General features: G+C 58.3%; 12 protein-coding genes. 5 read left to right on the forward strand and 7 right to left on the reverse strand.

Annotated elements, in window-relative coordinates; translation table 11 throughout:
- Positions 1-16: 16 nt before the first annotated feature.
- Complete coding sequence (locus BM254_RS02895; protein ID WP_091998373.1) at positions 17-577, reverse strand: DUF3833 domain-containing protein; 561 nt, start codon at positions 575-577, stop codon at positions 17-19.
- 246 nt (positions 578-823) lie between these two features.
- Here BM254_RS02895 and BM254_RS02900 point away from each other — a divergent pair, with 246 nt between their 5' ends.
- Positions 824-2,644, forward strand: a complete 1,821-nt coding sequence (locus tag BM254_RS02900) for an acyl-CoA dehydrogenase C-terminal domain-containing protein (RefSeq protein WP_091998375.1) — start codon at positions 824-826, stop codon at positions 2,642-2,644.
- 168 nt (positions 2,645-2,812) lie between these two features.
- On the forward strand, positions 2,813-3,748 hold the full coding sequence (gene thpD / locus BM254_RS02905) for an ectoine hydroxylase (protein ID WP_091998376.1): 936 nt from the start codon (positions 2,813-2,815) through the stop codon (positions 3,746-3,748).
- A gap of 80 nt (positions 3,749-3,828) precedes the next feature.
- Here the strand turns inward: thpD and BM254_RS02910 are convergent, their stop codons facing one another.
- The 6 genes from BM254_RS02910 to rpmH form a co-directional block, all read right to left on the reverse strand.
- Positions 3,829-4,491 (reverse strand): DUF2959 domain-containing protein, encoded by a 663-nt coding sequence (locus BM254_RS02910; RefSeq protein WP_091998377.1) that lies wholly within the window; start codon positions 4,489-4,491, stop codon positions 3,829-3,831.
- 12 nt (positions 4,492-4,503) lie between these two features.
- Positions 4,504-5,874: a tRNA uridine-5-carboxymethylaminomethyl(34) synthesis GTPase MnmE gene (mnmE, locus tag BM254_RS02915; protein WP_091998378.1), complete on the reverse strand. Its 1,371-nt coding sequence runs from the start codon at positions 5,872-5,874 to the stop codon at positions 4,504-4,506.
- Between the two features lie 69 nt (positions 5,875-5,943).
- On the reverse strand, positions 5,944-7,659 hold the full coding sequence (gene yidC / locus BM254_RS02920) for a membrane protein insertase YidC (protein WP_091998379.1): 1,716 nt from the start codon (positions 7,657-7,659) through the stop codon (positions 5,944-5,946).
- A gap of 4 nt (positions 7,660-7,663) precedes the next feature.
- Positions 7,664-7,912, reverse strand: coding sequence for a membrane protein insertion efficiency factor YidD (gene yidD / locus BM254_RS02925; protein ID WP_091998381.1), 249 nt, complete (start codon positions 7,910-7,912; stop codon positions 7,664-7,666).
- Positions 7,912-8,319, reverse strand: a complete 408-nt coding sequence (gene rnpA / locus BM254_RS02930; RefSeq protein ID WP_091998383.1) for a ribonuclease P protein component — start codon at positions 8,317-8,319, stop codon at positions 7,912-7,914. Before rnpA ends, yidD begins: the two co-directional genes overlap by 1 nt.
- Positions 8,320-8,333: 14 nt before the next feature.
- Positions 8,334-8,468, reverse strand: a complete 135-nt coding sequence (gene rpmH / locus BM254_RS02935; protein ID WP_008940054.1) for a 50S ribosomal protein L34 — start codon at positions 8,466-8,468, stop codon at positions 8,334-8,336.
- A gap of 647 nt (positions 8,469-9,115) precedes the next feature.
- Between rpmH and dnaA the strand changes: the two genes are divergently transcribed.
- Genes dnaA through BM254_RS02950 form a run of 3 tightly spaced genes read left to right on the forward strand, consistent with a single transcriptional unit; the run spans position 9,116 to position 13,029 of the window.
- Positions 9,116-10,570, forward strand: coding sequence for a chromosomal replication initiator protein DnaA (gene dnaA, locus BM254_RS02940; protein ID WP_091998385.1), 1,455 nt, complete (start codon positions 9,116-9,118; stop codon positions 10,568-10,570).
- Positions 10,571-10,625: 55 nt separating this feature from the next.
- Positions 10,626-11,729 carry a DNA polymerase III subunit beta gene (gene dnaN, locus BM254_RS02945; RefSeq protein WP_091998388.1) on the forward strand — a complete coding sequence of 368 codons (1,104 nt, stop codon included), beginning with the start codon at positions 10,626-10,628 and terminating at the stop codon, positions 11,727-11,729.
- 28 nt (positions 11,730-11,757) lie between these two features.
- On the forward strand, positions 11,758-13,029 hold the full coding sequence (locus tag BM254_RS02950; RefSeq protein ID WP_091998398.1) for an ABC1 kinase family protein: 1,272 nt from the start codon (positions 11,758-11,760) through the stop codon (positions 13,027-13,029).
- Positions 13,030-13,066 lie beyond the last annotated feature (37 nt).

Here is a 13,066-nt window from a genome sequence, read left to right on the forward strand (position 1 = left end):
CGGCGTACCCGCCCGGTTATTTTTTCTGGATGACCAATACAATCTCCCCGACATCGATCCCCCACTTGCTCATGGTGGTCTGGTTGATCAGGGTGTCCGGGGTAATCAGGTACATCCAGTCGTCCATACGCACGTCAATGGTGCCGTCGCCATAGGCAACCCGGAGTACGTAATTCATATGAATGGCGTTGCCCTGCCAGCGCATGGTGCCTGGTTCAACCACGTCACCGGCATCGGCATGATAGCCCTCCGGAGTGGGCTCCAGGGTCCAGACCCGGGTCTGGACCTCACCGTCATCGAAGCGGAACACTTCATCCAGGGTACCGACCCCGTTGGCATCCCAGGAGGCCGAGATATCGGCGTCGAACGTACGAATTACCTCACCCGAGAAATTCTTGACCACCCCACGGGCAGAAAGTTCGCCGCTAAAGAACTGTTCCGGGACCAGTTTCGGCGAGCGGTCCGCGTAGTCCTCCAGCGAGGGAGACGCACAGCCGGACAAGAGCACCAGGCTCAAACATAACCATAGCAGTGTGACAGGGCCAGTACCCCGGGACCGAAACCGACGCTTTTGCATGACTTTTACACTCCCCCGTTGCAGAAAATTCCGAATGCTTGTCAGAAACATACGAAACCCGGCCCGGGTTCGATCAGAAACCGGCGGCGCTGCTGAACAGCAGATCGTCATTTCAGCCAATTGTCTTTGGTGACATAGCCACCGGTGCTTTTCGTCAATGGCAGCGCCCCGGGAATGCCGTAAAACAAAGAACATCGGAGGCCGATCGCCCTCCCCCGAATCCATTACAGGTACAGAGGTTTCGTTATGCCGGTCTACAAGGCGCCCCTGCGCGACATGAAATTCCTGCTCAATGAAGTGTTCGATTACCCCAAACACTATGAGTCGCTGGCCAGCGGCGAAAACGCCACGCCGGACATCGTCGATGCCATCCTGGCCGAATGCGGCAAGTTCTGTGAAGAAGTCCTGAGCCCGCTCTACCAGTCCGGCGACGAGGAAGGTTGCAAGCTGGAAAATGGCGAAGTGACCACCCCCGCCGGGTACAAGGAAGCCTACCACCAGTACATGATGGGCGGCTGGCAGGGCCTGTCCGCCCCCGAGGAATATGGCGGCCAGGGTCTGCCCGCCTCCATGGGTCTGCTCAAGCAGGAAATGATGGGCACCGCCAACTGGTCATTCTCCATGTACCCCGGTCTGTCCCTGGGGGCAATGAACACTATCTACCTGCACGGCAGCGAGGCCCAGAAGCAGACCTACCTGGTCCCCCTGACCGAGGGCCGCTGGGGCGGCACCATGTGCCTGACCGAGCCCCAGTGCGGTACTGACCTGGGCCAGGTGAAGACCAAAGCGGAACCCCAGGGCGATGGCAGCTACCGGATCACCGGCACCAAGATCTTCATTTCCTCCGGTGAGCATGACCTGACCGAGAACATTGTCCACATCGTCCTGGCCAGACTGCCCGATGCACCCAAGGGTACGCGAGGTATCAGCCTGTTCATCGTGCCCAAGTTCCTGCCGGACGCCGACGGTGGTGTCGGCGAGCGCAATGGCGTCAGCTGTGGCAGCCTGGAAAAGAAAATGGGTATCAAGGCCTCCGCCACCTGCGTGATGAACTTCGACGGTGCTACCGGTTACCTGATCGGCCCGGAGAATCAGGGCCTGGAGTGCATGTTCACCTTCATGAACACAGCCCGGATCGGTACCGCCATCCAGGGCGTCGGCCCGGCCGAGCTGTCCTATCAGTGGGCGCTGGACTATGCCAGAGAACGCCGTTCCATGCGGGCGCTGTCCGGCAAGAAGGAACCGGAGCAGGTGGCCGACGCCATCATCCACCACGCCGATGTCCGTCGCATGCTGCTGACCCAGAAGGCGGTCGCCGAGGGCGGCCGGGCCATGCTCTATTACGCGGCCCGCCTGGCGGACCACATGGTGGAGGCCCACACCCGGGGAGATGACAAGAAAGCCGAGGCCTACGACGACAAACTCGGTTTCCTGACTCCGATCCTGAAGGGTTTCCTGACCGAACTGGGGTACGAGTGCACCAACCTGGGCATGCAGGTATTCGGTGGCCACGGCTACATCCGCGAGCACGGCATGGAACAGATCGTCCGTGATACCCGCATCGCCACCCTGTACGAGGGTACTACCGGCATCCAGGCGCTGGACCTGCTGGGCCGGAAGGTACTGCTGATGACCCAGGGCGGCGCGGTCCGGGAATTCACCCTGAAGATCGCCAACTTTGCTCGCAAGCATCTGACCGACAAGCGCCTGCGCCCGTACGCGGTGGAACTGCTCAAGCTGACGGCCCAGTGGAACCTGCTGACGGTGCGGGTGATGCTGGCGGCACGCAAGGACCGCGATGTAGTGAGCTCTGCCGCCAACGACTTCCTGATGTACAGCGGCTACGTGACCATGGCTTACATGTGGCTGCGCCAGTCCGCGGTCGCTGTGGATAAACTGGATAACGGCGGCGAGGACTCGGAAGAGTTCTATCAAGCCAAGCTGGCCACCACGGAATTCTACTTCGAGCGCCTGTTACCCCGGGCCCAGGCCCACGCCACCAGCATGCTCAGCCCGACCCGGAGCCTGATGCAGCTGGATTCCGATCATATGGCCTTCACCGGTTGATCCGGCCGGTGACTCTTGATCCCGGGGTGCCCCGCCCCGGGATTTTTTTTGCCCTTGAAATGAGAAAAGGCAACCCCACATTCGTTGTGCCTTTCCATGCCAAAGCCATTAACTTCATGAGGTGAAAGGAAAATTTCAGTTATTGAATAAAAGTAAGGAGGTTCGAATATGGAAACTCGTTCTGACGACTTTTATCCAACCCGCCTGGAACGCCCCACCCCGAGCTTTGAACGCCGGGACCCGGTTATCCACAGCACCGGAGACGACCGTACCAATGGCCCCCTGAGCGAAACCGAACTGGCCCAATACGAGCGCGACGGTTTCCTGGCCATCAACAATTTCCTTGACCAGGCCACGGTACAGAAATTCCGTGAAGATCTGCGCGCCTATGAGGATGACGACAGCATCCTGCGCTCGGAAGGAACCATCACCGAGCCGGGCAAGCAGGAGATCCGCTCGATCTTCGGTATCCACGAGCTGTCCGATCGCTTTGACCGCCTGACCCGGGACCCGAAGATCCTCGCCATGGTGCGCCAGCTCCTGGGCAGTGATGCCTACATCCACCAGTCCCGCATCAACTTCAAGCCGGGCTTCCACGGTAAGGGGTTTGACTGGCACTCGGATTTCGAGACCTGGCACGCCGAAGATGGCATGCCGCGCATGCGCGCCGTCAGTTTCTCCATTGCCCTGACCGATAACACCCCGTTCAACGGGCCGCTGATGCTGATCCCCGGTTCCCACAAGACTTTCGTGCCCTGCGTCGGCCGCACCCCGGAGGACAACTACCAGTCGTCCCTGAAAAAGCAGGAGCTGGGCGTACCCAATGACCGGGACCTGAAGCGGATGGCGGATGAGTTCGGTATCAAGGCGCCCACCGGCGCGGCCGGCTCGCTGATCATTTTCGAGTGCAACACCCTGCACGCCTCCAACGCCAACATGTCACCCTGGCCGCGGAGCAACCTGTTCTTTGTCTACAACAGTGTGGAAAACCAGCTGGAACAGCCCTATTGCGGCAACAAGCCCCGGCCGGATTTCCTGGGTAACCGGACCAACACCGAAGCACTGCAGCCAGTCACGGAGGACGACGTCCGCAAGACCGGCTGAGGTCTGACCAACTCGACGAAAATGAAAAAGGGAAGCCCATGATCAGGCTTCCCTTTTTTGTCTATTACCCCCGATGCGGGTTACTGATCCCGGAACCGCTGGATAAAGGCCTCGGATTCGGCGATGGAGGCTTCCATGTTGCGAATCAGGCTGTCGACATCACTGCGGATGCGGCCGAGTTCGTTTTCCAGGGCGCCGATGGCCTGGGCATTGAGGTTGTGCTTGAGGTACAGCACCTGGTCCTCGAAGGCCTGCAGGACCGGATCCATACGATCTTCGGCCTGATGCATGCGGGTGATCAGTTGCTGGTACTGGCTCCGGGTTTCCCGCAACTGCTGCTCGCTGCTGCGCCGGAGAGAAGCACTCTCGTACAGATCCAGCTCCTCTTCCCATTCGGCGAACAGGGCCTCGGACACATCCTCGACACCGTCAATGCGATCCCTCACCTCATCGGCGGCATCGACGCTGTCCTCGTAGGCGTCACGGATTTCCTCGTATTTTTCCTTGAGCTCGGTGTCCGGAGTGGCCACCACGCTCTGGAACCGCGCCAGGGACGAGCGGAAGGTTTCCTGGGCGTCGGACTGGGCATCCCGGGCATCTTCCACCCGGTCCACCAGGATATCCCGTTTCTCGAAACCGAGCTTTTCCATGGTGTTGTAATACACCGTGCTGCAGCCGCCCAGCGCCAGGGCAAGGAGAAATGCGGAAGCGAGCGTGAGCACCCGGCTGTGTGACTGTTCCATGGCTGTATTCCTCTATTTACCGATGCAGAAGCTGCTGAATATCTTGCCCAGAAGTTCATCCGGTGTCAGGTGCCCGGTGATTTCCCCCAAGGCATCCTGGGCTGCGCGCAGGTCTTCCGCCAACAGTTCGCCGGCGCCGTAGCCTTCCAGCTGGGTCTGGCCCTGCAGCAGCGAATCCCTGGCCCGCTCGAGGGCATCCAGGTGCCGGCGGCGGGCCAGGAAGCCACCCTCGGTGGTGGTAACGAAGCCCATGCACTGCTTCAGATGATCCCGCAGTACCTCAAGTCCTTCGGCCGACTTGGCGGCCAGCCGGATGACCGGCGCCGCCTGGTGGGGTTCGGCGGTAATGCCCACCGTTTCCCCGGACAGGTCCACCTTGTTACGGATCACCGTCACCGGCGCATTAGCGGGCAACCGATCGATGAAGTCCGGCCAGATTTCGTGGGGTTCGGTCTTGTCGGTGGTGGTGGCGTCCACCATCAGCAGGATCCGGTCGGCCTGGCGAATTTCGTCCCAGGCCCGGGCAATGCCGATCTGTTCCACCTCGTCAGGACTGTCCCGAAGGCCGGCGGTATCGATGATATGCAGGGGCATGCCGTCGATGTGGATATGTTCCCGGAGCACGTCCCGGGTGGTGCCCTCGATGGCGGTTACAATCGCGGCTTCCCGGCCGGCCAGGGCATTGAGCAGGCTGGACTTGCCGGCATTGGGGCGGCCGGCGATGACCACTTTCATGCCGTCACGCAGTATGGTGCCCTGCTGGGCCTCGGCCAGGATGGTATTCACCCGTCCGATAAGTGCCTTCAGATCGGTGGCCACCTTGCCGTCGGCAAGGAAGTCGATTTCCTCCTCGGGAAAGTCGATGGCGGCCTCGACATAGATCCGTAAGTGAGTAACCGCTTCCACCAGATCGTCGATCCGACGGGAGAATACCCCCTGCATGGAACGCACTGCACAGCGAGCCGCCTGCTCCGAGCTACTCTCGATCAGATCGGCAATGGCCTCGGCCTGGGCCAGGTCGAGCTTGTCGTTCAGGAATGCCCGTTCGGAGAATTCACCCGGTCGGGCCAGACGGCCACCGAGGCTGCAGACTTCCCGGAGCAGCAGATCCAGGATGACGGTACCACCGTGGCCCTGGAGCTCGAATACATCCTCGCCGGTGAAGGAGTGGGGGTTGGGGAAAAACAGCCCGATGCCCTCGTCGATGAGCTGGCCGGAGTTATCCACAAAGGGACCGTAATGGGCGTACCGGGGTCTGGGTTCGAATCCCAGCATGCGGTGGGCGATGTCCCGGGCTTTCGGACCGGAGACCCGGACGATGCCGACGCCGGCCTGGCCAGGCGCAGTGGCAATCGCGGCGATGGTATCTGTGCTCTGCTGCATGAAAATTCCCCGGCTGAAATAACAGAGGCTCCATGAAGGAGCCTCTGTCGGGTCAGGTCAGCACTCTGGTCAGTGCTTCTTGCCTGCCACTTCCGCTTCGATCTTGCGGGTAATGTACCACTGCTGGGCAATGGACAGAATGTTGTTCACCAGCCAGTACAGAACCAGACCCGCCGGGAACCACAGGAAGAACACGGTGAAGATCAGCGGCATCATCTTCATGATCTTCGCCTGCATGGGATCCGGTGGCGTCGGGTTCAGGTGCATCTGCAGGAACATGCTGGCGCCCATCAGGATCGGCAGGATGAAGTACGGATCCATCTGGGACAGATCCTGGATCCACAGCATGAACGGCGCGTGGCGCAGCTGGACGCTCTCGAACAGAACCCAGTACAGGGAGATGAACACCGGCATCTGCACCAGGATCGGCAGACAGCCGCCCAGCGGATTGATCTTCTCCCGCTTGTACAGGGCCATCATCTCCTGGGACATGCGCTGGCGGTCATCGCCATAGAGCTCCTTGAGCCGAGTCAGCTGCGGGGCCACCGCGCGCATCTTGGCCATGGACTTGTAACTGGTGGCGGACAGGTGGAAGAACACCGCCTTCACCAGCACTGTCAGCAGGATGATGGACACGCCCCAGTTACCCACAAGGCTGTGGAACCACTGCAGGATGTAGAACAGCGGCAGGGAGATGAAAAACAGCCAGCCAAAGTCCACTGTGCGGTCGAGATTCGGGGCAATGGCTTCAAGCCGGTCGATGATCTTCGGACCAACATAGGCGGTGGCGCCAACTTCGGCGGTCTCGCCCGGCGCCACGGTGGTGGCCGGATAGACAAAGCCCATCACGTGCAGCTGGCCACGCTGTGTGCTCTGGAACTGGGCCGGCATATCCCGTTCGGGAATCCAGGCGCTCAGGAAGTAGTGCTGCAGGAACGCCAGCCAACCGTTGGTGACCTGCTGGTTGACGCGATTTTCCTTGAGGTCGTCAAAGTCGAACTTTTCGTAGGGATCTTCCGGCGAGCTCATCACCATGCCCAGGTAGGCGCGGATACCCATACTGGCCTGGCTGGTGGGGTCCGGTGCTTCATCACGGACAATCTTGCCGGTGAAGTTGGCTTGCCAGGGCGCTCCGGAATTGTTTTCCACCTGGTAACGAACCCCGATTTCATAGCTGTCACGCTCGAACTGGTAGCGTTTGGTGATCTTGACGCCGGTATCGGTAGTGTAGGTGAGATCGACGGTCAACTGGTCCTGACCGTCATCGAGCTGATAATCGTCAGCCGTGGCCTGGTACACCGGTGCGGTGCCGTTCTTCTGGCTGTCCGGGCCGTCGCGACCAATCAGACCGCTCTCCAAGAGGTACGTGCGGGTTTCGGTGTTGGTCAGAAGCTGCAGTGGTTCTTCGCTGTTCAGCGACTTGTCGTAATTGAGCAGTGAGCTTTGGACAAGATTACCGCTGACCCGATCGATGGTCAGGTCGTAGACATCAGTGCGGATGGTGATGAACTGATTGTCGACGCTGGTGCCTTCTGCGCTTGCCGAGACTGTCGCCTGGCCGGATTCGGGTGTGGAAAACTCTTCGCTGCCATCCGAGGACGTGGTGCCCTGTTCCGGAAGGACCATGCCGTCATCACCATTGCTACCGTTGCCATTGGATGTGCTGGCAACCTGAGCAGTTTCAGTAGGTTGCGGTTGCTGATGATAATCCTCGTTCCAGGCCAACACCATCAGATAACTGACAATCGCCAGGCCGGCAAACAAAACAATGCGTTGAATATCCATAGGATTACTGTCTGGTCTGGGTGGTTTGAGGGGAATGCTCAGTACCTGGAACAGGATCGTAGCCGCCTTCACTCCAGGGGTGACACCTGCCTATACGCCGGATGGCCAGCACCGAACCTTTGGCAGCACCATGCAGAGTAATGGCTTCAACCGCGTATTGCGAGCACGTGGGATAGTGGCGGCAGTGACTCGCCATCAGAGGACTGATTGCGTATTGATAGAAGCGAATGGGCAGAAGCAAGAGCTTGCGCATTACCCCGTTCCTCTACCGGCAGGCCTGGATTCAGCTGCGCGGGATGGCGATGACTGGTGGTATTTTTTCTTGAGCCGGCGCCAGAGATCGTTCAGGGAATCCCGGATGGTCTGATTATCCAGATTGGCCAGGCCTTGACGCCCAAGGATCACGATGTCCACGCCGGGCAGGTCACTCTGGAGCCTGAAAGTCTCCCTGACCTGGCGTTTTACCCGGTTTCTCTGGACGGCCAGCTTGAGGTTCTTCTTGGAAAAAACCAGACCAATCCTGGCATGACCGAGATCGTTCGGCGTAGCCAGGATCAGGAAATTCCGGTGCGGAACCTTCAGCTGTACGTCATCGAAGACTTTGCTGTAATCCGCTGGCCGCAGGAGACGGGCGGATTTGGGGAAACCCAAAGCCTTCATCAGGCGAACAGGTCTTACGCTGACAGGCGCGCGCGACCTTTGGCACGGCGACGGGACAGAACCTTGCGGCCGTTGGCAGTAGCCATACGGGCACGGAAACCGTGGACGCGCTTACGCTTCAGGACGCTTGGTTGAAACGTTCTTTTCATGGTGACGATCTCACATTTCGTAAGTTTGAAATTCAGTAACTGGCTGGAAAATGTACAGCCAAAACAGGAGCGGCATTCTATGCAAATACCGGTGAGAATTCAATGATTATTGTGTCAGGGACAATACGGGGTCGGTGGGTGCGGTAGCGTGGTGGTCAGATAATAAAATCATTAGGTCTTTTATGAATTCTTTTAAGGATTAATTATTACTGTTATTAGGGACCATGATTTCTGTGGAAAAGCCGAATTTTCGTTTCAAATTCAATTTCTTCTGTCGTTGACAAGGGTATTGACAAGGTGGCGTGAGGCCTGTGGAGGAAGCAGTGACGAAATGTGGGAAAGTCTACTTTGTCCAAAAGGTGCGAGTTATACCCTGATTGGTCCCGGGCTTTCGCACAGGGTTGCACGCAGGGTGTGCACACAGGGCTGTGGGTAACTTTTTTGTGGGAGCTTTACTGTACACAAGCCTGTAGGTAAGTCTCTAAGAATTTGTTTTTAATAATTTTAAATTTCCACAGGCTGTTTATGAGTTCAGTTTTGCACTTTTACTGCCAGGGCACTCGGGTTAGAATCCGTGATCGCCTCTTTACTACCGGATGCAGTCATTCCGGAGAGAAGAATTTCTGGGTTATCGGGAGCAGACGGTCGTGCCGAACAGTATCTGGCATCAATGTCTTGAAGTACTCCGGGACGAGTTTCCCGCACAACAGTTCAATACCTGGTTGAGACCGCTACAGTCTGATCACAGGGAAGGTCAGCTGGTGCTGTTTGCTCCCAACCGGTTTGTCATGGACTGGGTCAACGAAAAATATCTTCGCCGTATAGAGGAAGTACTCAAGGATTTGAACGGGGGCCAGGCTCCCCGGGTTAACATGAAGGTGGGGTCAGCCCCCCGGGAACAGGCACCGGTAAACCGCGCCGCCGACAAACCAGCGGTTAATGGCCGGCTGCAGGAAGAAACCGGCAACCAGGTCACGGAAGAGGAAAAGGGTGTCGCTGCCACCGTGGCGGGGCCGGTGAGTGTAAAGCCGAAAACCGACAATGATCGCCGGGAAGTGCAGGTAGAAGGTGATATCAAGCACCAGAGCTTCCTCAACGAGGGCTTTACCTTCGAAACCTTCGTGGAAGGTAAATCGAACCAGCTGGCCCGGGCTGCTTCCATGCAGGTCGCGGAAAATCCGGGCGGTGCCTATAACCCGCTCTTTCTGTACGGTGGCGTGGGCCTCGGTAAAACCCACCTGATGCACGCCATTGGTAATGAGATCGTCCGGCGCAATCCCCGGGCAAAGGTGGCTTACCTGCGCTCCGAACGCTTTGTGGCTGATATGGTCAAGGCGTTGCAGCTCAATGCCATAAACGAGTTCAAGCGCTATTACCGGTCGGTGGATGCCCTCCTGATCGACGATATCCAGTTCTTCGCCCGCAAGGAACGTTCCCAGGAAGAGTTTTTCCACACCTTCAATGCCCTGCTGGAGGGCGGACAGCAGGTGATCGTGACCTGTGATCGCTTCCCGAAAGAAATCTCCGACATGGAAGAGCGGTTGAAGTCCCGGTTCGGCTGGGGGCTGACCGTGATGGTGGAGCCGCCGGAGCTGGAAACCCGGGTCGCGATCCTGATGAAGAAGGCGGAACAGGCCAACGTCAAGCTCAGTAGCGAAGCGGCTTTTTTTATTGCCCAGAAGATCCGTTCCAACGTGCGAGAGCTCGAAGGGGCGCTACGTCTGGTGATAGCGAATGCTCACTTCACGGGCTCGGAGATTACTCCGCCGTTTATCCGCGAGAGCCTGAAAGACCTGCTGGCCCTGCATGAAAAGCAGGTCAGTATCGACAATATCCAGCGCACGGTGGCGGAGTACTACAAGATCAAGGTGGCGGACCTGTTGTCCAAGCGCCGGACCCGGACCGTGACCCGGCCCCGGCAGGTTGCCATGTCGCTGGCCAAGGAACTGACTAACCACAGTTTGCCGGAAATCGGCGATGCCTTTGGCGGGCGGGACCATACGACGGTGCTGCACGCGTGCAAGAAGATCCTGGAGCTGCAGGATACGGATCCGGGTATCCGTGAGGATTATCAGAACTTTATGAGATTGCTGACCACCTGATGTCGGGCGTTAGCGACAACATTCACCCTTCCAACACCAAAGAAAGCTGAGTGCCATGAAACTGACGATCAGCCGTGAATCCCTGCTCACCCCGCTGCAAAGCATTGCCGGCGTGGTGGAGAAGAAACAGACAATGCCCGTGCTGTCCAACGTACTGCTGGTGGCCGAGGACAATACGCTGACCCTGACCGGGACCAATATGGAGGTTGAACTGGTGGGCCGGGTCACCCCGGTGCATGTGGACCAGTCTGGCCGGATCACGGTGCCCGCCCGGAAGCTGTCCGACATCTGTCGGGCCCTGGGTGACGAGTCACCGATCGAGTTGTCCCTGGAGGGAGATCGCCTGCACCTGCGCTCCGGCAACAGTCATTTCACCCTGTCCACGTTGCCGGCGGAGCATTTCCCCAACGTGGAGGATGAAGACGAGAGCTTCCGGCTGGAACTTCCCCAGAAGGAACTCGGGCGGATGCTGGATGCCACTGCGTTCGCCATGGCGCAGCAGGATGTGCGGTACTACCTGAACGGACTGTTGCTGGAAGTGTCCTCGGATCACGTGCGCACCGTGGCCACCGATGGCCACCGGCTGGCGATGGCCCATGTGGATATGCAGACCGGATGCCCGGAACTGCGCCAGGTTATCGTACCCAGAAAAGGCGTGCTGGAACTCGCCCGTCTGCTGGATGACGTGGAAACGCCGGTGACCCTGGTGATCGGGGATAACCACCTGCGCGCCACCGTGGGGGCCTATACCTTCACCTCCAAGCTGATCGAAGGCAAGTTCCCGGATTACAACCGGGTTATCCCCAGGGGCGGTGACAAGGTCGTGCTGGCTGACCGCTCGACGCTGAAGAACACCCTTCAGCGTGCGGGTATTCTTTCCCACGAAAATATCCGTGGTGTCCGGTTGAACCTGGGTCCGAACCAGCTCGAGGTGTTTGCCAACAACCCGGATCAGGAACAGGCCGAAGACGCGCTGCCGGTGGAGTATCAGGGCGAATCACTCCAGATTGGCTTTAATGTAGGCTACCTGGTGGATGTGATGAATGCGCTGGATGATGATCAGGTGAAGATTACCCTGTCCAATCCGAACAGCAGCGCATTGATCGAATCGGAAAGTGACAACCGGTGCCTGTACGTGGTCATGCCAATGCGGCTGTAACCGGGGTGCCGGGTAAGGGAGACACACCATGGGTACCGTGACGAACGGAATCAAAGGCGCATTCAGGATTGGCCAGACCCTGTCGGTGCTTGGCCGCACCGGGGTCAACTGGGTTCGGGGCGATCGGCCCCCTGCCCCGCGTCTGCTTCGGCAAACGTTTGAATCGTTGGGTGCCACTTACATCAAGCTCGGTCAGTTCATTGCCAGTTCCCCGACATTTTTCCCGAAGGAATACGTCGAGGAATTCCAGTACTGCCTGGACAAGACACCGAGTCTTCCATTCGGGGTGATCAAGAAAATCATCCGTGAGGAACTGGGTCGCCCGATTGAGGAGGTCTACTCCGAGATTGATCCTGTGGCGCTGGCATCGGCTTCCATTGCCCAGGTTCATGCCGCCCGGCTGGTCACCGGGGAAGATGTGGTGATCAAGGTCCAGAAGCCGGGTGTGGAAAACATCCTGCTCACCGACCTTAACTTCCTTTATCTGTCGGCGCGGATCGTCGAGACCCTGGCACCGAAGCTGTCCTGGACCTCGATGTCCGGCATTGTGGAAGAAATCCAGCGCACGATGATGGAGGAATGTGACTTCATCAAGGAAGCGAACAACCTGAAGGTGTTCCGCAACTTCCTGCACGATACCCATAATGAAGAGGCAACCTGCCCCCTGGTCTATGAACATTGCAGTACCCGCAGGATCCTGACCATGGAACGGTTCTACGGGGTACCCCTGACCGATCTGGAAAGTATTCGCGGTTATGCCCGGGATCCGGAGCACACGCTGATCACCGCCATGAATACCTGGTTTGCCAGCCTGACCCAGTGCGAGTTTTTCCATGCGGACGTTCACGCCGGCAATCTCATGGTGTTGCGGGATGGCCGGGTCGGTTTCATCGATTTCGGGATCGTGGGCCGGATCAAGCCGGATACCTGGCAGGCGGTGAGCGATTTCATCTCGGCGATCATGGTTGGCAACTTTGATGGCATGGCGTCGGCCATGATCCGGATCGGGGTGACTCATCAGACCGTGAAAGTCTCGGATCTGGCAGCGGATCTGCGCCGGCTGTACCAGCAGATGGACAAGATGGTGCCTGATCATGTGCCTTACGAAGCGGACCAGGCGGAAGACGATGTGAACAACATCCTGATGGATATGGTGAAGATTGGTGAGAGTCACGGGCTGCATTTCCCGAGGGAATTTGCCCTGCTGCTGAAGCAGTTCCTGTACTTCGACCGTTACGTACATATCCTGGCGCCAGAAATGGATGTTTTCATGGATGAACGATTGAACATGTTGCACTGAGCTGGTCGCCATCCCCGGACAGCTTTTGTACACTAAG

This window comes from Marinobacter pelagius, assembly GCF_900114925.1.
GTDB classification, from domain to species: Bacteria; Pseudomonadota; Gammaproteobacteria; order Pseudomonadales; family Oleiphilaceae; genus Marinobacter; species Marinobacter pelagius.